This window comes from Qipengyuania citrea, assembly GCF_009828015.1.
GTDB classification, from domain to species: Bacteria; Pseudomonadota; Alphaproteobacteria; order Sphingomonadales; family Sphingomonadaceae; genus Qipengyuania; species Qipengyuania citrea.
Genome location: NZ_WTYG01000002.1, coordinates 48,267 through 68,006 on the forward strand (window position 1 = coordinate 48,267; position 19,740 = coordinate 68,006).

Annotated in this window: 19 protein-coding genes and 1 other RNA gene; 8 read left to right on the plus strand and 12 right to left on the minus strand. The window is 65.3% G+C overall.

Annotation, left to right across the window (positions count from 1 at the left end; all coding sequences use genetic code 11):
- Positions 1-173 precede the first annotated feature (173 nt).
- Complete coding sequence (locus tag GRI55_RS05665; RefSeq protein WP_160766521.1) at positions 174-2,861, plus strand: TonB-dependent receptor; 2,688 nt, start codon at positions 174-176, stop codon at positions 2,859-2,861.
- Between the two features lie 253 nt (positions 2,862-3,114).
- Here GRI55_RS05665 and GRI55_RS05670 read toward each other — a convergent pair whose 3' ends face one another.
- Both GRI55_RS05670 and GRI55_RS05675 read right to left on the minus strand, forming a co-directional pair.
- Positions 3,115-5,622 (minus strand): ABC transporter permease, encoded by a 2,508-nt coding sequence (locus tag GRI55_RS05670; protein WP_160766522.1) that lies wholly within the window; start codon positions 5,620-5,622, stop codon positions 3,115-3,117.
- Positions 5,619-6,308 carry an ABC transporter ATP-binding protein gene (locus tag GRI55_RS05675; protein WP_050600236.1) on the minus strand — a complete coding sequence of 230 codons (690 nt, stop codon included), beginning with the start codon at positions 6,306-6,308 and terminating at the stop codon, positions 5,619-5,621. The genes GRI55_RS05670 and GRI55_RS05675 overlap by 4 nt, the downstream gene beginning before the upstream one ends.
- A 47-nt stretch (positions 6,309-6,355) precedes the next feature.
- Here GRI55_RS05675 and GRI55_RS05680 point away from each other — a divergent pair, with 47 nt between their 5' ends.
- Entirely contained in the window at positions 6,356-7,054 is a 699-nt protein-coding gene (locus GRI55_RS05680; protein ID WP_050600237.1) for an arylesterase, read from the plus strand.
- A 23-nt stretch (positions 7,055-7,077) separates the two neighbouring features.
- Here GRI55_RS05680 and recF read toward each other — a convergent pair whose 3' ends face one another.
- The gene (recF, locus tag GRI55_RS05685; RefSeq protein ID WP_160766524.1) at positions 7,078-8,160 is read right to left on the minus strand and encodes a DNA replication/repair protein RecF; all 1,083 of its coding nucleotides are present in this window, start codon (positions 8,158-8,160) and stop codon (positions 7,078-7,080) included.
- A 230-nt stretch (positions 8,161-8,390) separates the two neighbouring features.
- Here recF and GRI55_RS05690 point away from each other — a divergent pair, with 230 nt between their 5' ends.
- The 3 genes from GRI55_RS05690 to GRI55_RS05695 are packed head-to-tail and all read left to right on the plus strand — an operon-like array spanning position 8,391 to position 8,882.
- Complete coding sequence (locus tag GRI55_RS05690; protein ID WP_082847459.1) at positions 8,391-8,510, plus strand: recombination protein F; 120 nt, start codon at positions 8,391-8,393, stop codon at positions 8,508-8,510.
- A 37-nt stretch (positions 8,511-8,547) separates the two neighbouring features.
- Positions 8,548-8,664: a recombination protein F gene (locus tag GRI55_RS14875; RefSeq protein WP_197458069.1), complete on the plus strand. Its 117-nt coding sequence runs from the start codon at positions 8,548-8,550 to the stop codon at positions 8,662-8,664.
- Positions 8,661-8,882, plus strand: coding sequence for a PspC domain-containing protein (locus GRI55_RS05695; RefSeq protein WP_050600239.1), 222 nt, complete (start codon positions 8,661-8,663; stop codon positions 8,880-8,882). Before GRI55_RS14875 ends, GRI55_RS05695 begins: the two co-directional genes overlap by 4 nt.
- 109 nt (positions 8,883-8,991) lie before the next feature.
- On the opposite strand, the gene GRI55_RS05700 is transcribed toward GRI55_RS05695, so the two are convergent.
- The 5 genes from GRI55_RS05700 to GRI55_RS05720 are packed head-to-tail and all read right to left on the minus strand — an operon-like array spanning position 8,992 to position 12,453.
- Positions 8,992-9,774, minus strand: coding sequence for an SDR family oxidoreductase (locus GRI55_RS05700; protein ID WP_063505594.1), 783 nt, complete (start codon positions 9,772-9,774; stop codon positions 8,992-8,994).
- A 3-nt stretch (positions 9,775-9,777) separates the two neighbouring features.
- Positions 9,778-10,323, minus strand: a complete 546-nt coding sequence (locus tag GRI55_RS05705; RefSeq protein ID WP_160766525.1) for an NUDIX hydrolase — start codon at positions 10,321-10,323, stop codon at positions 9,778-9,780.
- Between the two features lie 2 nt (positions 10,324-10,325).
- Positions 10,326-11,000, minus strand: coding sequence for a TPM domain-containing protein (locus GRI55_RS05710; protein WP_160766526.1), 675 nt, complete (start codon positions 10,998-11,000; stop codon positions 10,326-10,328).
- Complete coding sequence (locus GRI55_RS05715) at positions 11,000-11,818, minus strand: TPM domain-containing protein (protein WP_050600243.1); 819 nt, start codon at positions 11,816-11,818, stop codon at positions 11,000-11,002. The genes GRI55_RS05710 and GRI55_RS05715 overlap by 1 nt, the downstream gene beginning before the upstream one ends.
- An 11-nt stretch (positions 11,819-11,829) precedes the next feature.
- On the minus strand, positions 11,830-12,453 hold the full coding sequence (locus GRI55_RS05720) for a LemA family protein (protein ID WP_160766527.1): 624 nt from the start codon (positions 12,451-12,453) through the stop codon (positions 11,830-11,832).
- 172 nt (positions 12,454-12,625) lie between these two features.
- Between GRI55_RS05720 and mscL the strand changes: the two genes are divergently transcribed.
- Together mscL and ssrA are read left to right on the plus strand one after the other, a co-directional pair.
- Complete coding sequence (gene mscL, locus GRI55_RS05725) at positions 12,626-13,057, plus strand: large conductance mechanosensitive channel protein MscL (protein WP_050600245.1); 432 nt, start codon at positions 12,626-12,628, stop codon at positions 13,055-13,057.
- A 23-nt stretch (positions 13,058-13,080) separates the two neighbouring features.
- Positions 13,081-13,423: a transfer-messenger RNA gene (gene ssrA / locus GRI55_RS05730) on the plus strand.
- A gap of 77 nt (positions 13,424-13,500) precedes the next feature.
- Here the strand turns inward: ssrA and GRI55_RS05735 are convergent.
- The 4 genes from GRI55_RS05735 to GRI55_RS05750 all read right to left on the minus strand — a co-directional run bounded on the left by GRI55_RS05735 (position 13,501) and on the right by GRI55_RS05750 (position 17,461).
- Positions 13,501-13,737 carry a hypothetical protein gene (locus tag GRI55_RS05735; protein ID WP_307019550.1) on the minus strand — a complete coding sequence of 79 codons (237 nt, stop codon included), beginning with the start codon at positions 13,735-13,737 and terminating at the stop codon, positions 13,501-13,503.
- A 168-nt stretch (positions 13,738-13,905) separates the two neighbouring features.
- Positions 13,906-15,153, minus strand: coding sequence for an N-succinylarginine dihydrolase (locus tag GRI55_RS05740; protein ID WP_160766528.1), 1,248 nt, complete (start codon positions 15,151-15,153; stop codon positions 13,906-13,908).
- Positions 15,154-15,239: 86 nt separating this feature from the next.
- Complete coding sequence (locus tag GRI55_RS05745; RefSeq protein ID WP_160766529.1) at positions 15,240-16,256, minus strand: arginine N-succinyltransferase; 1,017 nt, start codon at positions 16,254-16,256, stop codon at positions 15,240-15,242.
- Positions 16,253-17,461 carry a hydrolase gene (locus GRI55_RS05750; protein ID WP_160766530.1) on the minus strand — a complete coding sequence of 403 codons (1,209 nt, stop codon included), beginning with the start codon at positions 17,459-17,461 and terminating at the stop codon, positions 16,253-16,255. The genes GRI55_RS05745 and GRI55_RS05750 overlap by 4 nt, the downstream gene beginning before the upstream one ends.
- A gap of 131 nt (positions 17,462-17,592) precedes the next feature.
- On the opposite strand from GRI55_RS05750, the gene GRI55_RS05755 reads away from it, so the two are divergent.
- Positions 17,593-19,689, plus strand: coding sequence for a malate synthase G (locus GRI55_RS05755; protein WP_160766531.1), 2,097 nt, complete (start codon positions 17,593-17,595; stop codon positions 19,687-19,689).
- The last annotated feature ends 51 nt before the right edge of the window (positions 19,690-19,740 follow it).

Genomic DNA, 19,740 nt, shown 5'->3' on the forward strand with positions numbered 1-19,740 from the left:
CATTGCGACAAGATGTTGTGGTGTAACGTCAAAGTCACAGTCGCCGGATGAGCTATCATCGCCGCCGCTAAATGCTTGAGAGGCTGGGCAAGTCTGGTAATCGGCCGCAGCTTGCGTGATTTTGGGGACTGCGCAGCAGACCAAAAATACGTCTTGAGAGAAGAGGACCATTCATGAAATTCAATGCTTTCGGCCGTTCCGCGTCCGTTCGTACCGCCCTGATGGCAGGTGCTGCCGCCATGGTGCTGCCCGCTGCAGCGCAGGCGCAGGATGCCGAAGACGAAGCCGATGACAGCGCCGTTGCCGGACCGGCCAACAGCAATGTCATCATCGTTACCGCCACCAAGCGCGAACAGACGCTGCAGGAAACGCCCGTCGCCGTCAGCGTGACCAGCTCGGAAGCGATCGAGCAGGCCCAGATCCGCGACGTCGCCGACCTTGCCACGCTGGTTCCCTCGCTGCGCGTCAGCCAGAACCAGAGCTCGTTTGCCACCAGCTATTCGGTCCGCGGGTTCGGCACCGACGGCAACAACATCGGTCTCGAACCGTCGGTCGCGATGTTCGTCGACGGCGTCTATCGCAGCCGCGCGGTATCGCAGATCTCCGACCTGCCCGACATCCAGCGTGTCGAGGTCCTGCGCGGCCCGCAGTCGACCCTGTTCGGCAAGAACGCCAGCGCCGGCGTGATCTCGATCGTCACCAAGGAACCGCAGTTCGACTTCGGCGGCATGGTCGAAGCCAGCTACGGCAATTACGACGCAATGGTCGTCAAGGGCTTCGTCACCGGTCCGATCAGCGATTCCTTCGCGTTCAGCGTGGGCGGCGGCATCAACAAGCGTGACGGCTTCCTGACCAACGGCGCCAATGGCGACGACATCAACGACCGCGATCGCTGGTTCACCCGCGGCCAGCTGCTGTTCGACAACGGCGGCCCGCTGCGTGTCCGCGTGATCGGCGATTACGACAAGATCGAAGAGCGCTGCTGCGGCGTGCTCAACGTGGCGCCCTCGGCCGAAATCGGTGCGATCCAGCTGCTCGGCGGCCGGGTCAACGATTTCCGCAACAACCCCGATGGCGATGTCGTGTTCACCGATGTCGATCCGATCAACAACGTCGAGAACTACGGCATCTCGGGCCAGGTCGATTACGACTTCGGTGCGCTGGGGCTGACCTCGATCACCGCCTATCGCAAGACCCAGCTGGGGGCCGACCAGGACGTCGACTTCACCAGCCTGCCTGCCGTGAGCGGTGCGAACATCGGCGATGCCGACATCGAAACCTTCACCCAGGAACTGCGGATCGCCTCGGATTTCGACGGCCCGTTCAACTTCCTGATCGGCGGTTACTATTTCGACGAGCGCGTCGATACCTCGGACCAGATCGTCTACGGCAGCGCCTTCCGTCCCTACGCCAACCTGCTCTTGCAGGGTGCGACCGGTGGAACGCAGACCGTCGATTCGCTTGAAGCCACGCTGTCGGCGCTCAACGGCACCGATTACACCGGCCAGTTCTTCGCCGAGGGCCAGGGCTTCTTCAACAACATCGTCCAGGACAACGAAGCGTTCTCGATCTTCGGTAATGTCGATTTCGAGATCACCGACCGGCTGGTGCTGACGCTTGGCGCCAACTACACCAAGGACAAGAAGCAGATCGTCACCAATTCGACGAGCACCGATGTGTTCTCGAACATCGATCTGGTGTCCTCGGGCAACCGGGCGATCTTCGCTCAGGGCCTGGCCACGCAGGTCGGCACGCTGCTCGGCCTCGGCCGTCCGGCCAGCCAGACCGAAATCGGTGCCTTCGCTGCGGCCAACCCGGCTGCCTTCGGCCAGGTTTCGGCAGGCGTGCAGGCCTTTGCCGACGCCAACCAGGCGGACCCGTCGGTCAACCCGTTCCTGGCGCTCAATCCGTTCCAGTTCCTGCCGCCGATGCAGAACTGCCCGAACGCGGTCGAGGATTGCTCGACCAATGATGACGACTGGAGCTGGAACGTCCGTCTGGCTTACGAAGTCTCGCCGACGCTCAACGTCTATGCCAGCTGGGCGACCGGCTACAAGGCGCCGAGCTTCAACCTCTCGCGTGACAGCCGTCCGCTGCCGGCCGATTTCGCCGCGCTGCAGGCCCAGGGCCTTGCGGTCACCAACCTGCGTCCGGGCACCCGCTTCGCCAACGCCGAGAATTCGGAAGTCTACGAAGTCGGCATCAAGGGCAATTGGGATCGTGCCGCAGCGAACCTGACCTTCTTCCAGCAGGCGATCGAGGATTTCCAGGCGAACACCTTCACCGGTACGTCGTTCATCCTGTCGAATGCGGGCAAGCAGGAAACCTTCGGGATCGAATTCGACGGCCAGGTCTACGCCAGCGACGCGCTGACGCTGAGCGTGGCGATGACCTATCTCGATGCACAGTACGACAGCTTCGTCGCTTCGCCGGTGGGCGATTTGACGGGCGAACCGGTTGCCGGCGTACCCGAACTGTCGGCCGTGTTCGGCGCGCAGTACAATCAGGAAATCAACTCGCGCGGTGACCGGGTCATCCTGCGGGGCGACTTCTCCTATGCATCGCCGGTGCAGGTCGTGGATGGCCTGACCAACTACATCGTGATCGATCCGGTCACCGGTGAACGCGACTTCGGTCCGGCGCGTGCCGCGGCCGCTGCGTACAAGCGCGAGGTCAACAGCCTCAACGCATCGTTCACCTATGCCTTCGACATGGGGCTGGAACTGACCGTGTGGGGCCGAAACCTGCTCGACGACCGTTACCTGACCACGGTCTTCCCGGCTGTGGCACAGGGCAGAGCGATCTCGGGTTACCCGAACCAGCCGCGCACCTACGGTGTGGCAGCCCGCTTCCGCTTCTAAACGAAGCGAACAATCGAACAGGGGAAGGGGGCCTGCGGGCCCCCTTTTCTTTTGCCCGAGGCGGATTACGCAGCGCTGGTCCGTAAGTGCCGATTGCCATTCGCCGGGATAGAAGCAACGCAGGGTGCCCACTCGGCCTTGCGGCCGATCTCCAGCCCCAGGCTACTGTCGCGGAATGGGGCAAGAGAGGCCGGCCGTTTTGATGCCGGGCAGTCGGCCTGCCCCGCCGCGCTACCCGCTGCGACGCCCCGAGTCAGAGCGTCCGCAGCGCCTGCGCGGGCTTGGCGCGCAGCAGGGGCAGCGAGGCGCCCAGCGCGAAGGCCAGTACAGTGACGATGCCGAGGCCCAGAACGGCCAGCACCACCCCCCAGTCGGGCAGCCAGTCGAATTCGAACAGCTGCGTGATGACCAGCCATGCGGCGAGGCTGCCGATACCCAGCGCGACCAGCGCCAGCGCCCCGGCCAGCGCGACATATTCGATCAGCTGCATCGCGAGGATCTGGCGGCGGTCCGCGCCGAGCACGCGCAACACCACCGTGTCGTAGGTCCGCGCGGCGCGCGCCGCGGCTATTGCGCCGAGCAGCACGGCAAGCCCGGCCAGTACCGCGACGCTGGCCGCCGCCAATGTGGCGAGGCCCACCTGTTCGAGGATCGTGCGGGCCTGTTCGAGCACGCCGCCCACCTCGATCACCGAAGTGGAAGGCAATGCGGCCACCAGCGACTGGAGCAGCGGACCGGTCGGCGTTCCCGCGCTCAGCTGGATGGTGGCGGCCAGATTGTGCGGGGCATCGCGCAGCGCGTTGGGGCTCAGCACGAAGACGTAATTGAAGCCGAGGCTTTCCCAGTCGATCCGGCGCAGATTGGCGACGCGCACGGTGCGTTCCACGCCCAGCACGCCGAAGGTCATCAGATCGCCGATTTCCAGACCTGCGGCCTGCGCGAAATCCTCGTCGAGGGACACCAGCGGTTCGCCCTCGTACATCGGTCCCCACCAGCTGCCGGCGGTCAGTTCGTTTCCGTCGGGCAGAGCGTCGGCATAGGTCAGCCCGCGTTCGCCGCGCAGCGCCCAGGCGCCATAGGGGATCTCCTCGAGCTCGGCCGTGCGGGTCATCGCCGTGTCATCGCCGAAGGCCAGCACCGAGCCGCGCAGCGCGGGCACGGTGCGCCAGCTGGCATCGGGATCGGCTTCGCGCACCAGCGTCTCGAACTCGGTCACCTGGTCGCGCGGAATGTCGAGCACGAAGTAATCGGGCGCGCGGTCGGGCACACGCTTGGCGATATTGCCGTCGATCGCGGTCTGCACCGCTGCGAGCAGGACGAAGGCGGCCAGCCCGAAACCCAGCGCGGTCACCAAAGCGCCGGTCGAACTGCCCGGTCGGTGGAGGTTGGCCAGCGCATTGCGCGCAATCGGGCTGCGCGGGCGCGGGATGGCTCCCGCCAGCTTGCGGATGCCGAGGCCGATCAGCGCAAGAAGTCCCAGTACTGCGGCTGCACCGGCGAGGAAGCCGGCAGACAGCAGGGGATTGCTGGATGTCAGCAGGGCCAGCGCGATGATCGCGGCCAGCCCGCCGCCGACCAGCACCAGCGCCTTGGGATCGCGCGCCAGCGGGGCCACGCGCGAACGCATCAGCGCCATGGCCGGAAACTGCCGCGCGCGCAGCAGGGGCGGGGCAGCGAACACCAGTGCCACCAGCATGCCGTAAGCCAGCGCAAGCAGGATTGCCCCGGGATCGATCACCACGCTGCTCGACACGGGCAGCAGGCCCTGCAGCGCGGTCGCGAGGAGCGGGACGAGCGCGACCCCGACCACGATCCCCGCGAGGCTTCCGGCCAGCGAGGCGGCGACGATCTGCAAGGCATAGATGCGGGCGATGTCGCTGCTCGACGCGCCGAGGATCTTGAGCGTGGCGATGCCCTGCCGCCGGGCGTCGAGATATGAGGTCACGCCGCCGCCGATGCCGATCCCGGCAATGACCAGCGCGGCGAGCCCGACCAGCGTGAGGAATTCGCTCATCCGGTCGACGAAACGGTCAGTGCCCGGCGCGGCGCGGTCGGCGGTGTCGATGTCGAAACCGGCTTCGGGGAAGCGGTTTTCGAGCTGTTCCTCGACGGCTTCGAGATCGCGGCCTTGGTCGAACCGGACGCGGGTCTTCGACTGGTACATCGAACCGGGCGCAATCAGCCCCGCACGCATCGGCAGGTCTTCGGCCACGATGACCGTCGGGCCGAGCTGGAAACCTTCGCCAAGGCGATCGGGTTCGGTCTCGATAATGCCGCCCACGCGCAGCGTCTCGGTGCCGATCGCGATCGCCGCGCCGGGGGCGACGCCCAGCCGGTCGGCGGCGCCCTGCGACAGCCATGCCTGATCCGCGGGAGGCGCGCCGACCGAGCGGCCGTCGGTTAGCGTCAGTTCGCCATAGAGCGGATAGGCACTGTCGATGGCCTTGAGTTCGATCGGGGCGGCCTTGTCGTCGAACCGCGCCATTGCCTGCAGGCGCGTGCCGGCAGAAACATCGCCCAGTTCCTCCAGCGCGCTGCGTTCATCGGGGGACAGCCCCCGCTGCCACAGTTCGATCTGCAGATCGCCGCCGAGATATTCGCGGCCGTTGGCCTCGATCTCGCCTTCGATTGCCGCGGTCAGCGAACCAATGGCAGCAAGCGCGCCCGTGCCAAGGAACAGGCACACCAGCAGCAGCCGCAGCCCCTTGAACCGGGCATTCAGGTCGCGCCGCGCAATGCGCCATGCAGTCGCCCAGCTCATGCGGCAGTGTCGCTCGCAATGCGTCCATCGGCAAGCGTGAGCACGCGTTCGCAATGCTGTGCCAGTTCGGGGTCATGCGTGATGACCAGCAGCGTGGCGCCGGTTTCGGCGCGGCGCGCGAACAGCAGTTCGACGATTTCGTGCCCGGTCGCGGCATCGAGATTGCCGGTGGGTTCGTCGGCGAAAATCAGGTCGGGGCGGGCAGCGATAGCACGCGCGATGGCGACCCGCTGCTGTTCGCCGCCCGAAAGCTGCTGCGGATAATGGTCGAGCCGGTGGCCGAGGCCGACCGCTTCCAGTTCGCTGCGCGCGCGGACCTGCGCGTCGTCTGCGCCGGCGAGTTCCATCGGCGTGGCGACATTTTCGAGTGCGGTCATCGTCGGCAGCAGGTGGAAGGCCTGCAGCACGATCCCGATCCGCCCGCGCCGGGCATGCGCCAGCGCATCTTCGTCCATCGTCGCGAAATCGGCACCGGCCACCTGCAGGCTGCCACCGCTGGCGCGCTCGAGACCCGACAGTACGGCCATCAGCGAGCTTTTGCCCGAGCCCGAGGGGCCGAGCAGCGCCACGGTCGATCCGCGCGCGATGTCCAGATCGATACCGCGCAGGATATCGACCGGCGCTTCGCGCGTGCCGAGTGAAAGGGTGAGGTTGCGGGCGGAAATCGCGGGTTGAGAGTTGGTCACAGTGCTGCGATGGCAGGCAGCCCAAGGTTGCACAAGGAAACTCGCCGATGCGGATACGGCATTTATCGATAACGGTAATCGGTCTTTCGCTGGCTGCATGCGGGGGCGGTGCCGAAGATGCGGTGGTGCCGGCGGAAGCGCAGGAGCAGGCGGTTGCCGCAGCTGAGCAGGAAGTCGCCGGGCCCGAGCGCCGTATCCTCGCCTTCGGGGACAGCCTCTTTGCCGGTTACGGGCTGGACGAGCAGCAGGGATACCCCGAACAGCTCGAGGACACGCTGCGCGCACGCGGCACAAATGCGCGCGTGATCGATGCCGGCGTATCGGGCGATACCAGCGCCGCGGGTCGCCAACGGCTGGCGTTCACGCTCGACGCGCAGGATACGCCGCCCGATCTGGTCATTCTCGAACTGGGCGGCAACGACATGCTGCGCGGTATCCAGCCCGACCAGACGCGCGCGAATTTCGCAGCCATGCTCGAGGAATTGCGCGCGCGGCAGATACCGGTGCTGCTGATGGGCATGCGCGCGCCGCCCAATTACGGAACCGAATACCAGCGGCAGTTCGATGCCCTCTATGCCGACCTCGCGCAGGAATACGGCACCGCGCTGGTGCCGTTCTGGCTCGAGAGCATCTATCAGGATCCCGCCCTGTTCCTCGACGATCGCATCCATCCGACCGCCGCGGGCATCGCCGCGCTGGTCGAAGATACGGTGGACGATGTGGAACGGGTCCTGCCGCAGGAGTAGCGCGGCCCGCCCGCAGGCGCAGGTCAGAGGCGTTCGACGCCGCCTGCGTCCACCCGCCATACCGCCGCATCCGCCGCAATGCTGCTGAAGGGGGCCATCTCGGTTCCGGTCATCCAGACCTGTGCGCCGCTGGTGCGCAACTGGTCGAACAGCGCGGCACGGCGCACCGGATCGAGATGCGCCGCGACCTCGTCGAGCAGCAACAGGCTGGCGCGACCTTCCGCGGCCAGCGCGGCATGCGCCAGCGTCATCGCGACCAGCATCGCCTTTTGTTCGCCGGTCGAGCTTTGCGCGGCAGGCACGCGCTTGGCCGCATGGATGACATCGAGCTCGTCGCGATGCGGCCCCGCCAGCGTGCGCTGCGCCGCACGGTCGCGCCTGCGATTGTCGAACAGCGCCTGAGACAGGCCATCGGCATGCCCCGGAGCGCCCGGGGCGTATGTCAGGGCCGGCCGGGCGAAGGGCTCGGCAGGCATGGTGGCGAGCCGCACGGCCAGCGTGTCGACCAATGTGGCGCGGCCCTGCATCAGCGCGGCGCCATGCTGGACCATCTGCGCTTCGACCGCATCGAGCCAGGCACTTTCGGGTTCGCGCAGGTCGGACAGCAGGCGATTGCGTTCGCGCAGCGCGGCGTCGTAGCGCGCGGCATGGCTGGCATGCGCAGGGTCGAGCGCAAGTGCGAGCCGGTCCATGTACCGGCGCCGGTCGCCAGCCGGGCCAGTGAAGATCCCGTCCATCGCCGGCGTGAGCCACGTTACTGCCATCCATTCGCCAAGGCCGGTGGCACTGCTGTCGGCGCCGTTGATCCGCACCCGGCGCCGCGCGGGCAGGGGGCTGTCGGTGTAGGTCGCCAGCCGGACGGCCTCATCCTGCTGCTGGCGCAGGCTGGCCCCGATCCCGAAACCGGTCTCGCCGCCGCTGCGCACCAGATCGGCCAGCGCCGCGCGGCGCAGCCCGCGCCCTGGCGCAAGCAGCGACAGCGCTTCGAGAATATTGGTCTTTCCTGCGCCGTTTTCACCAACCAGCAGGTTGAACTGCGTGGTCGCTTCCAGCTCGGTCGCGGCATGATTGCGGAAGTCGGTAAGGGAGATGCGATCGAGCGCCATGGGTCGCCAGCGCGATAGCGCGCCCTTCGTTCCGCCGCCACTCGAAACGGTAGATTCCAACAGTTGGTAAAAATCACCAACCTTTCGGATTGATGAACGGCGTTCAACGCGAGCGTTCAGGCAAAAACGCCGGATTCCTGCGCTTCTTGAAGTTTGGCACACCCGTTGCAAAGCATGGGGCAACCCGGATGACCGGGGAGAAACAAACCAAGGTTCAAGGAGATTACCCAATGTCCATTCTCGAAAACGCCAGCAGCCGCGCTCTCGCCGCCGTCTTCGCTTTCGGCGTGTCCGCCATGTTCATGGCCGCCGCCATCGTCCCCGCCAGCCCCGCCGGCCTGATCGCCTGATCACCCCGCGCATAACTCGAACGGAAAGGAACCAGACATGTTCAACTCGGACAACAGCAGCAAGCTCTTCGCAGCGGCGTTCTCGCTCGCGATTTCGGCAGCCTTCTTCGCCACCGCCATCATCCCCGCCTCGCCCAATGGTCTGATCGCATGAGCAAGCTCGAATTCCGCGAAGACGACCACGCCGTCCGCCCCGCCAAGAGCTTCGCGCTCGATCGCCGCAACGGCAAGCTGATGGGCGTTTGCTCCGGCATCGCCCGCTACTTCGGTATCGATGCCACCTGGGTCCGGATCGGCTTCGTCGCAGGAACGCTGCTGGGCTTCGGCAGCTTCATCCTGATCTACCTCGCGATCGGACTGATCGCAGACTGACCACGGCCTTCGCGCTGACCGTCCCGGTTTTCGTGCCGGTCGTGGCTCACATCGAGAGAAACCGGGAGGGGCCAAGCGGCCCCTCTTGTGCATCCGGCTTCGGCAGACATCACATTGCCGATATACCGCCGTCGAGCTTGATCTCCGCCCCGGTCATGAACCGGCTTTCATCGCTGGCCAGATAGACCACCGCATTGGCGATATCGTTGGGCTCGCCGACGAACTTCAGCGGGATCTGCCGCGCCAGCTTGTCCATCAGAACGCCCTTGTCGATATTGTGGTTCTTCGCCGTCCCGTCGAGGATGGGCGTGTCGACGAAGGTCGGGTGGACCGAATTGCAACGGATTTGCATGTTGTTCTTCGCGCAATGCAGCGCGATCGACTTGCTCAGCATCCAGACCGAGGCCTTGCTGGCGTTGTAGGCCGGCATGGTGTCGCTGGCGATCAGCCCGGCGATGCTGGAGATGTTGACAATCGAGCCCGGCGCATGTTCGCGCATCAGCGGCAGCGCCTTCTGGCAGCCGTGGAAGATCGAATCGACATTGATCGAGAAACAGCGCTTCCAGTCGTCGAAATCGCAGGTCTCGATATTGCCCGCCACGCCGATGCCCGCGTTGTTGACAAGTACATTCAGCCCACCGAGATTGTCGCGCGCGGCATCGACAGCGGCTTCCCAGGCGGCCGGATCGGTCACGTCATGGGCGATCGAGAAGGCCGTGCCGGCGCCGATCGCGTCGTTGATCAGCTGCGCGGTTTCAGCTGCGCCTTCGCCGTTGATGTCGGTGCACAGCACCCGGGCGCCTTCCTCGGCCAGCCGCGTCGCATGCGCGCGTCCCAGTCCCTGCGCCGCGCCCGTAACGAGGGCCAGCTTGCCCGCACACCGTCCTGCCATGTCTCACTCTCCTGCCAGTATGTTCTGTCCCAGCAGCAAGAGCATGCGCACGTCGATCCCGCAACCATCGGCACGCTTGGCGTCGATAAAGCTGCGGATGACGGCCAGCGGCACGCGGTGGACGGTAATGTTCTCCTCGCCCACGCCGCCGCCTGCTCCCACCTTGGCGAGATCGCGCGCGCGGACCAGCGTGAAGCTTTCGCTGACCATGCCGGGCGACGACCAGAAGCAGCCGAGGTCTTCGAGCACCGCGGCGCGGTAGCCGGTCTCTTCCTCGAGCTCGCGCCCGGCGGCGGCGAGCGGATCCTCATCGCCGAGCCCGTCCTCGTCGCCGATCAGCCCCGCGGGGAGCTCGAGACAATACTGGCCCAGCGGCACCCGGTACTGCTCGACCAGCAGCACATGGTCATCGTCGTCGACGGCGAGGATCACTGCAGCGCGGATATTGCGCGGGCGCCCGACATATTCCCAGCGGCCGCGCGTCTTGGCGGTGATGTAATCGCCCTGCCAGACGATCCGCTCGTCGGCATCGTGGTCGGGGACGGGCACGATCAGACCTCGATCAGGCGATCGGGCAGTTCGTTCTCGTCATCCTCGGCGCGGGGGAAATGCTCGGACAGGACCTTGCCCACGTCGCGGACGCCCGCGGCGAGGCCCAGGGCGATATGACCCTGCTTGATCTCCGCCAGCATGTCCGCCATCGCCTCGCCCCAGACCTCGGGGGGGACGATTTCGGCGATCGGCTGGTCGGCGACGATTTCCGCGCGGTGCTCACGCATCGACAGATACAGCAGCACGCCGGTGCGGCCATGCGTGCGGCGTTCCGCGCCGACCTTGAAATGCTTGATCGCGCGGGCATGCGCACGTGCGGTCTTCACCGGGCCCGGCGTCAGCGCAAAGCGCAGCGGATCCCAGCTCAGCAACAGCCAGCCGGCCACGAAAGCCACGAGACCGAGCGCAATGGTCATGCTGGCGAGTTCGCCGGTGGTCCACACATGCGACCAGCCGCCCACCAGCGAGTCCCACAGGTCCATGAAGGGCTGCGGCAGGACCGCGAACAGGCTCATGGCGGAGAATGCCAGCGCCGCGGCCCAGACCAGCACGACATCGTCATACGCATCGCTCCGGTCGGCCAGCACGGTAACGATCTCGCCGCTGGTGGTGAGTTCGGCCTCCGCGACCGCATTCGAAACGATCTCGTGATCGGATTGTGAGAGATATCCCATTACCACCCCCCGGAGGCGCCGCCGCCCCCGAAACTGCCACCGCCGCCAGAGAAGCCGCCGAAGCCGCCGCCGCCGCCACCGAAGCCGCCACCGCCGCCCCAGTCATCGCCGCCGACACCGCGCGCGATCGCCTTGCCGGCTTCCCACAGGATGATGTCGCCAACGACCCCGCCGACACCGCCGCGGCGATAGCGCCGCCGCCGGCCGCCGCTGAACATCGGCAGGATGAAGAAGAAGAATATGAAGCCCAGCCAGATCAGCGCGCCGATGGGAAAGCCGCCCTCGTTCTCCCGCGCGGCAGTGCGTTCCTGCGCGACGCGGGCCGCCTCTTCGGGGGGAAGTTCGAGCTGGGTGACGATCTCGTCGGCCGCCCAGGCGATCCCGCCCGAATAGTCGCCCTGCCGGAAATAGGGCTTCATGCCTTCGACATATTCGAAGGCGAGCCCGTCGGGAATGACGCCTTCGAGGCCATAGCCGACCTCGATGCGCATCTTGCGTTCGTTCGGCGCGACGATGAGCAGTATGCCATCGTTGCGCTCCGCATCGCCCAGCGCCCATTCGCGGCCCAGCCGATAGCCATAGTCCGAGATATCGTAGCCCTGCAGGTCGGGGATGGTGGCGATCACGAACTGGCGCTGATTGTTTTCCTCGAACTGGTCGAGCTTCTGCGTCAGCGCCGCTTCGGTCGCGTCGTCGATGATGTTGGCGGCATCGACCACCGGCGCGGTGCCCCGCTCGGGGAAGTCCTGCGCGGCGGCGGGCAGGGCCAGGCCCAGCGCCGCCACCAGCGTCAGCATCGATTTCATCAGCAGGCGCATGTCAGCGCCCCTCAATTGGCCGCATCGTCATCCCCGCGCATGTTCAGCGTCGGCGCAACCTCGGCGCCTTCGGTCACTGCCGCATACGGCACCATCGGTTCGGCGCCGTGGATGATGTTGGCACCGATCGTATCGGGGAAGGTGCGGATGGTCGTGTTATACTGCCGCACCGCCTCGTTGTAGTCGCGGATCGCCACGCGGATGCGGTTTTCCTGCCCTTCGATCTGCGTCATGAAGCGGCCGAAGTTTTCCTGGCTGCGCAGTTCGGGATAGGCTTCGACATTGGCCATCAGCCGCGACAGTGCGCCGCCGAAGGTGTTCTGTGCTTCCTGGTACTGTGCCATCTTGTCCGCATCGCCGAGATCATCACCGTCGAGCTGGATTTCCGGACGCGTCGCCGAGGCGCGCGCCTGGATCACCGATTCCAGCGTTTCGCGTTCCTGTTCGGCCGAGCTCATCACGATCTGTTCGAGATTGGGCACCAAATTGGCGCGTTCCTGAAACGCGGCTTCGACATCGGCCCACTTGGCCTTGGCCGTCTCTTCGGCCGCTGGCACCGAGTTAATTCCGCACGCCGACAGGACGAGGGCGGCGGCAGCAACGATGGAGGTGCGAAAGGCAACCAGGCGGTTCATGGAACATCCCTTTTGTGGTAAGTGTGTCTTGTCCAGATAGCACACCTTGGCCGCCATACAAGATTAACGCGGACTTTTCGGCGATCCTGTTTAAAGCGCAGACAGCGGCGTGTTTCAGCATGAAGGCGCCTGCGACCAGACAACCCTTTGGCGGAAAAATCAGGGGAAATGCATGTTCAAGGAATTCAAGGCCTTCATCGCGAAGGGCAATGTCATCGACCTTGCGGTGGCAGTAATCATCGCGGGCGCATTCGGCGCCATCGTCAGTTCGCTGACCGATGATATCATCATGCCGGTGATCGGCGCGATTTTCGGCGGGGCCGATTTCTCGAGCTATTTCATCTTGCTGAGCACGCCCGAAGGCTATGATGGGTCGCTAACCGACTATGCCGCGCTGAAGGAAGCGGGAGCCGCCATGATCGGCTATGGCGCATTCGTCACCGCGATCATCAATTTCGTGATCCTCGCCTTCATCATCTTCCTCCTGGTCCGCTATGCCAAGAAGGTCATGGCCGAATTCGAGGAAAAGAAGGCGGCTGCCGCGCCCGCGGGGCCGACCGAAATCGAGTTGCTGACCGAAATTCGCGACGCGCTGAAGAAATAGGCCGGTCGGCCAGGCGCCCGTATACACTTCACATTAAGCGGGCAGGGCCTATATGGGTCCTGCCCGTTTCGGCGGGCTATGGCGATAAATGGCGCTGTGCAATAGGTACAACGGACCCGGGGGCAGTACCCGGCGGCTCCACCACAAACCGCTTCATTGGCGGGTTATGACGGGGCCGAACTAGGATCGACGTGTGCTGAAAGACAGTGTTTTTGCTCGGGCTGAGTATCCCGTAAAAATGTTCACAACACACAAGTGCCAACGATAACGAAGCACTCGCTCTCGCAGCGTAATTTGACGGCCTAACGGCCTGAATTTACAAAGCTAAAGCGCGGTTGGACCCACCGGGCAACAGAAGCGGATTCCGGGGCTCCGGGGGTAGCTAGCAACAGAAACCCCCACCTTAGCCTTATCGAATTGTGCGATTGCCCGCTTGGTGCGGCTCAAGGCTGCAGGCCGGCTTTCTCTGCCGTGTCCGCGCCGGCTTCGCGTGCCTCGCGTTCGTAACGCAGCGCGTCGAGGATCTTGGCGCCGCCGAGAAAGACCGCACCAGCGGTTGCTGCAAACAGCAGGTAACCGCCGACACCGGGGTATTGAACCGTGTAGTGCGCGCCGCGAGTCATGGCGCCGAGGGCAAGCGCAAAGATGATCAGATACGCTTCGAAGCGCGTCTTGATCACGAACAGCCGTTTTACCCTCGTCAGCGAAATCGTCCGGTCTCCACGGTTAATCCCTAGGAACTGCAATTCCCGTGCCAGCGTCGCGTTCCCGCGACTCGCAATGGTTAATGCGTCATTGAGTGTAAGACCCGCCGACGCGGCGGTCCAGAGGCGGACGACCAAACCGGGTCAGGCGAGCTCATCTAGCGAGAGCACCGCGAACAGCGCCTCGCGCGCTTCGATCACGGTCTTGGCCAGCTTTTCCGATCCGATTTCTTCCGGTTCGATCCGTTCGGGCCAGGCCTGGGCGATGACCGATTCGATGCGCTGCGCCTTGGCTTCGTCGAGCAGGAACCGCGCGTCGACCGTGGCGGGATCGGCCACCACCCGCAGCCGCAGGCATGCGGGCCCGCCGCCATTGGCCATCGACTGGCGGACATCGACGGGGATTACCTGCCGGATCGGTCCGTTCGAGGCGAGCATCCGTTCGCACCATGCCCAGACGCTGGCGCTCTCCTGGCATTCGCTTGGGACGACTAAGGCCATCTCTCCGCTTGGCAGGCTGACCAGCTGCGCGTTGAACAGATAGGTCCGGATCGCTTCCTCGAGCGATACCGCGCTGGCCGGCACTTCGACGACGTGCAGCGCCGGAAAGGCGGCGTGCATCGCTTCATAGGCATCCTTGCGATCGGCAAAGGCCTGTTCATGCGTGAACAACACGGTTTGGTTCGCAACCGCGACGACATCGTTGTGGAACGCGCCCGCCTCGATCGCGGCGGGGTTCTGTTCGATGAAGACGCAGCGCGCAGGATCGAGCCCGTGCTTGCGGGCCACGGCGCGGCTGGCCTGTTCGTGCTGGCGCGCGGGGAAGCGCCCGCCGGGCCGGCCATAGACGAATACCTCCACTCCGGGCTGCCCGTGGCTTTCGCACAGCCGCATGTGGTTGGCCGCGCCCTCGTCGCCGAAACTCGGCGGGACCGCATCGTGCACTGCGAAATGGCGGGTATCGCCGAAGGCGAGCTTCAGCTGCGCCTGCGTATCGCGCCATTCCTGGCCGCGATGCAGCATGGTGACGAGATTGGCAGGGGTCAGGTGACAGCGCCCGTCCGCAGTATCGGGCGCGGGGCTGACCGTTGCGGCATTGGCGGTCCACATCGAACTGGCCGACCAGGCTGCGGCCAGCAGCGCTCGGTCGCTTGTGCCATCCACCGCGAGATCGTCCAGCAGTGCAAAATTGGGCCGCGGCAGCGGGAGCAGGACGCCCTGCGCGAGCCCGCGTTCCATATTCGCGCGCATCTTCGCCACGCCTTGCAGCGCCGCGGCACGCGGATAGGAAGCGCTGCCCTTGTGGCTCGCGCTGGCGATGTTGCCGAGACTGAGGCCGGCGTAATTGTGGCTCGGCCCGACGATGCCGTCGAAATTGATTTCCCTGAGCATATGCTATCCGTTCGGTTCGAGCGAAGTCGAAGGCCAGCCGCGCCGCCGCGTCCCGACTCCCTTGGACGCGCGCGGCCATGTTCCCGTCAGCGGGTGACGCTCCAGACTTCGTCGCCTTCGCCCACTTCGAGCGTTTGCGCAGCCATCGCGTCGATCGCGATCGATCCGTTCTCCGCGATTTCGCGCATGCCGTAGACACTGCGGAAACTCGCCAGCGTGCCGGTGGCAATCAGCGCTCGTTCGCCGATGTCGAGATCGGTGTCCGAAACCTTGCCCGGCTGCGCCTTGCGCACGCTGCGCACCTGGCTGGTGCGCGCGGTCATCGTCGGCCCGCCGTCGAAAATGTCGACATAGCCTTCGGCGGCGAAGCCCTCGTTCTCCAGCATCCGCATGGCCGCCCGGCCGGAGGGGTGGGGCACGCCGATCACCTTCTTCGCCTCCTCGTCGAGCATCGCGATATAGACCGGGTGCTTGGGCATGAGGTCGGCGATGAACTGGTTGCCGTTGATCGCGTTGAAATAATCGGCTTCCTGGAAGGTCATGCCGAAGAACCTGCCGGCAACGCCGTCCCAGAAGGGCGAGCCGCCGCGGTCGTCGATCACGCCGCGCAATTCGGCAATGACGCGATCGGCAAAGCGCGCCCGGTGCATGGCGATGAACAGATACCGGCTGCGCGCCAGCAGCAGGCCGAACCCGCCGGCACGTTCGGCGGGATGAAGGAACAGCCCGCCGACTTCCGAACAGCCCTCGAGGTCGGTGACGAGGCTGAGCAGTTCGGCGCGCACGGTCCGGTCGAGTTCCTGGCTGTGCTGCGTCAGCGTGGTCATGCGGTAACTGTAGAAGGGCCATTGCTGCCCCACCTGGCTGAACATCTGGCAAGTGCCCCGCACCTGGCCGGTCTCGGTGTTTTCCAGCACCAGCGTGAACTGGTCGTCGCCCAGATCGTCATAGGTACGCGCAAAGGCTTCCTCGGCGCGTTCCAGCTTGCGCGTCAGCGCGGTACGGTCGGCGGGGAGGTTGGTGAAACCGCCGCCGGTCAGCTTGGCCATTTCGTAGAGTTGTTCGAGATCGGCGATTTGCGCGGCGCGCAGGCGAAAGGTCACAAAGGGTCTCCGGTCGAAAGCCTGGCCAGGACCAGCGCGGACAGGGCGGCGCGCTCGCGCAGGCTGGGCACGATCATGAATTCATCGGGCGAATGGATGGCGCCGCCGCGCACGCCCATCGTATCGACCACGGGCACGCCGGTGGCAGCGATATTGTTACCATCGCACACGCCGCCTGTGCTTTTCCAGCCGATCTGCTGGCCCAGTTCGGCGCCGCATGTCTTGACGAGATCGAACAGTTTCTGCGCCCTGGCATCGACGGGTTTGGGCGGGCGTGTCACGCCGCCATGGCGATGGATGGCAACCTCGCGTTCGCTGCGGATCCCATCGAGGATCGCATCGAGCTGACCGTCGAAGCGGTTCATCGCATCGGTCGATTGGGGGCGGATGTTGAAGCGCAGGATCGCCAGGTCGGGCACCACGTTGTTCGCACTGCCGCCTTCGATCTTGGCCGGGTTGACCGTGATGTCCCCGGCCTCGAGCGCCTTGATCCGCAGCACGAGGTCGCTGGCGGCGACGATGGCATTGCGGCCGTCATGCGGATTGCGCCCTGCATGCGCCGACTTGCCGGTGATTGTGATCGAATAATTGCCCGTCCCGCCGCGCGCATGCGCCAGCGTGCCGTCGGGCAGCGCGCTGGGTTCGTAGGTCAGCGCGGCATATTTGCCGCGCGCCAGTTCCTCGATCAGCGTACGGCTGGCAAGACTGCCGGTTTCCTCGTCCGAATTGATCATCACGTCGTATCCGACGCGCGACGCGCCTGCCATCGTTTCGAAGGTCTTCAACGCGTGGAGGATGACATTCAGCCCGCCTTTCATATCGGCGGTGCCGGGTCCGTTGATCGTCTCGTCGTCGAGCCAGCTGACCTGCTGGAAAGGATGATCCTCGGGGAAGACGGTATCCATGTGCCCCGTCAGCACGAAGCGCCGCTCCGCTTCCGGCCGCACGCGCAGCACCATGTGCCTGCCATGCGGCTTCTCGAACTCGCGGCCCTCGGGCGAGATCGCGGTGACCGTGGCGGGTTCGACCAGATCGACGTCGCCGGGCAGGGTGCTGAAGGCATCGGCGAGGATCCCCGCCATCCGGTCCAGCCCGGCGATATTGCCGGTGCCCGTGTTGATTGACGCCCAGTCCTGCACCTCGCGCAGCATCGTGTCGCCATCGATTGTGGCGAGCAGCGCTTGGGGGGCGGTATCCGGTTTCATGTGCAACGTCCTTAATCCTGCCTTGGCCCGAGTCCAGCCCGTGCCTTGCATTGATCAACGGCTGGCGGCATAGACCGTGCCACTCCTCCCCGGGTACGACATCGCCGTTCTACTACTGCTCGAGGAGTTCCATGACCGAATTTGTCACGCGCGCCGGAATCGAAGCCGATCCGCAGCTTGCCGCCTTTATCGAAACCGACGTGCTCGGGCCCCTCGGCCGCGACGTCGATGCCTTCTGGAAAGGTTTTGCCGACCTCCTGGGCAGGTTCGGTCCGCGCAACGCGGACCTGCTGGCCAGGCGCGAGGATCTGCAGGCGAAGATCGATGCCTGGCACACCGAACGGGCTGGGCAGCCGCATGAAGCGGGCGCCTATCGCACCTTTCTGGAAGACATCGGCTATCTCGTCCCCGAACCGGGCGAGTTCACCATCGGGACCGAGAATGTCGATCCCGAGATCGCGACCATGGCCGGCCCCCAGCTGGTGGTGCCCATCCTCAACGCACGCTTCCTGCTCAACGCCGCCAATGCCCGCTGGGGCAGCCTCTACGACGCGCTTTACGGCACCGATGCGCTCGACGCGCCCGCCGCACGGCCGGGCGGGTATGACGAGGAGCGCGGCGCCGCGGTCATCGCCGAGGCGCGCAAGCTGCTCGACGAGATCCTCCCGCTCGCATCGGGAAGCTGGAAGGATCTCGACAGCCTCGACACCCTCGAACTGGCCGATCCTTCGCAGCAGGTCGGGCAGACCGACAAGGGCCCGCTGTTCCGCCACAACGGCCTGCATATCGAGATCGTCGTCGATCCGGACAGCCAGGTCGGCAAGACCGACCGGCTGGGTATCGCCGATGTCAATTTCGAGGCCGCGCTGACCACCATCGCCGATTGCGAGGATTCGGTCGCGGCGGTCGATGCCGAGGACAAGCTCACCGCCTATCGCAACTGGCTCGGCGTGATCCGCGGCGATCTGGAGGAAAGCTTCGAGAAGGGCGGCAAGACGCTCACTCGCAAGCTGGTGGGTGACAAGACTTACACCGACAGCGACGGCGGCGAACACAGCCTGCCCGGCCGCAGCCTGATGTTCGTGCGCAATGTCGGCCATCTGATGACCAACCCGGCGATGCGCTGGGACGGCAAGGAAATCCCCGAGGGGATCCTCGATGCGGTGGTCACCTCGGCAATCGGCGCGCAGGATGTCGCCGGACTGGGGAAGTACGGCAATTCGCGCTGCGGCAGCATCTATATCGTGAAGCCCAAGATGCACGGGCCCGAGGAATGCGCCTTCACTGACGACCTGTTCGACGCGGTGGAAGATCTGCTCGGCCTGCCGCGCCACACGATCAAGGTCGGGGTGATGGACGAGGAACGCCGCACATCAGCCAATCTTGCCGCCTGCATCCACGCGGTGAAGGACCGCATCGTCTTCATCAACACCGGCTTCCTCGACCGTACGGGTGACGAGATTCACACCTCGATGCGTGCCGGTCCGATGATGCGCAAGGGCGAGATGAAGAACTCAGCCTGGCTCAAGGCCTACGAGGCGCGCAATGTCGGCATCGGGCTGGCGCATGGCCTGTCGGGCCGTGCGCAGATCGGCAAGGGCATGTGGGCGGCGCCCGACCTGATGGGGCAGATGATGATCGACAAGATCGGCCATCTTCGCGCCGGGGCGAACACCGCCTGGGTGCCGAGCCCGACCGCCGCGACGCTGCACGCGATCCATTATCACCGCGAGGACGTGTTCGAGATCCAGAAGGGCCTGCCCGATGCGGCGAAGCTCGACGAACTGCTTGCCATTCCGCTGGCTGACGGCACCAACTGGTCGGAGGACGAGATCCGCGAGGAGCTCGACAACAATTGCCAGGGCCTGCTCGGCTATGTCGTGCGCTGGATCGATGCCGGTGTCGGTTGCTCCAAGGTCCCCGACATCAACGATGTCGGCCTGATGGAAGACCGCGCAACGCTGCGCATTTCCAGCCAGCATATCGCCAACTGGTTGCTCCACGGCGTCATCAGCGAAGAACAGGTGATGGACAGCCTGCGCCGCATGGCCGCCAAGGTCGACGAGCAGAACGCGGGCGATCCCTTCTACCAGCCGCTGCTGGAGAACGAGGACGGCGCGGCATTCAGCGCGGCGAAGGACCTCATTTTCAAGGGTGTCGAACAGCCCAGCGGCTACACCGAACCGCTGCTGCACGCCTGGCGGCGCAAGAAGAAGGCGCAGGGCTGACCACAGCCAGTCGCGATCGAAGGAAAAGCCCCGCCGACCAGCGGGGCTTTT

Excerpts from the sequence above, each read along its gene's own strand:
- GRI55_RS14875 (WP_197458069.1), top strand. The coding sequence starts at position 8,548 with ATGTTCAACTCGGACAACAGCAGCAAGCTCTTCGCAGCGGCGTTCTCG.
- GRI55_RS05695 (WP_050600239.1), top strand. The coding sequence starts at position 8,661 with ATGAGCAAGCTCGAATTCCGCGAAGACGACCACGCCGTCCGCCCCGCC.
- GRI55_RS05715 (WP_050600243.1), bottom strand. The coding sequence starts at position 11,818 with ATGCGCCTGCTGATGAAATCGATGCTGACGCTGGTGGCGGCGCTGGGC.
- GRI55_RS05670 (WP_160766522.1), bottom strand. The coding sequence starts at position 5,622 with ATGAGCTGGGCGACTGCATGGCGCATTGCGCGGCGCGACCTGAATGCC.
- GRI55_RS05720 (WP_160766527.1), bottom strand. The coding sequence starts at position 12,453 with ATGAACCGCCTGGTTGCCTTTCGCACCTCCATCGTTGCTGCCGCCGCC.
- GRI55_RS05680 (WP_050600237.1), top strand. The coding sequence starts at position 6,356 with ATGCGGATACGGCATTTATCGATAACGGTAATCGGTCTTTCGCTGGCT.
- GRI55_RS05740 (WP_160766528.1), bottom strand. The coding sequence starts at position 15,153 with ATGCTCAGGGAAATCAATTTCGACGGCATCGTCGGGCCGAGCCACAAT.
- recF (WP_160766524.1), bottom strand. The coding sequence starts at position 8,160 with ATGGCGCTCGATCGCATCTCCCTTACCGACTTCCGCAATCATGCCGCG.
- GRI55_RS05690 (WP_082847459.1), top strand. The coding sequence starts at position 8,391 with ATGTCCATTCTCGAAAACGCCAGCAGCCGCGCTCTCGCCGCCGTCTTC.
- GRI55_RS05700 (WP_063505594.1), bottom strand. The coding sequence starts at position 9,774 with ATGGCAGGACGGTGTGCGGGCAAGCTGGCCCTCGTTACGGGCGCGGCG.
- mscL (WP_050600245.1), top strand. The coding sequence starts at position 12,626 with ATGTTCAAGGAATTCAAGGCCTTCATCGCGAAGGGCAATGTCATCGAC.
- GRI55_RS05755 (WP_160766531.1), top strand. The coding sequence starts at position 17,593 with ATGACCGAATTTGTCACGCGCGCCGGAATCGAAGCCGATCCGCAGCTT.
- GRI55_RS05750 (WP_160766530.1), bottom strand. The coding sequence starts at position 17,461 with ATGAAACCGGATACCGCCCCCCAAGCGCTGCTCGCCACAATCGATGGC.
- GRI55_RS05665 (WP_160766521.1), top strand. The coding sequence starts at position 174 with ATGAAATTCAATGCTTTCGGCCGTTCCGCGTCCGTTCGTACCGCCCTG.
- GRI55_RS05710 (WP_160766526.1), bottom strand. The coding sequence starts at position 11,000 with ATGGGATATCTCTCACAATCCGATCACGAGATCGTTTCGAATGCGGTC.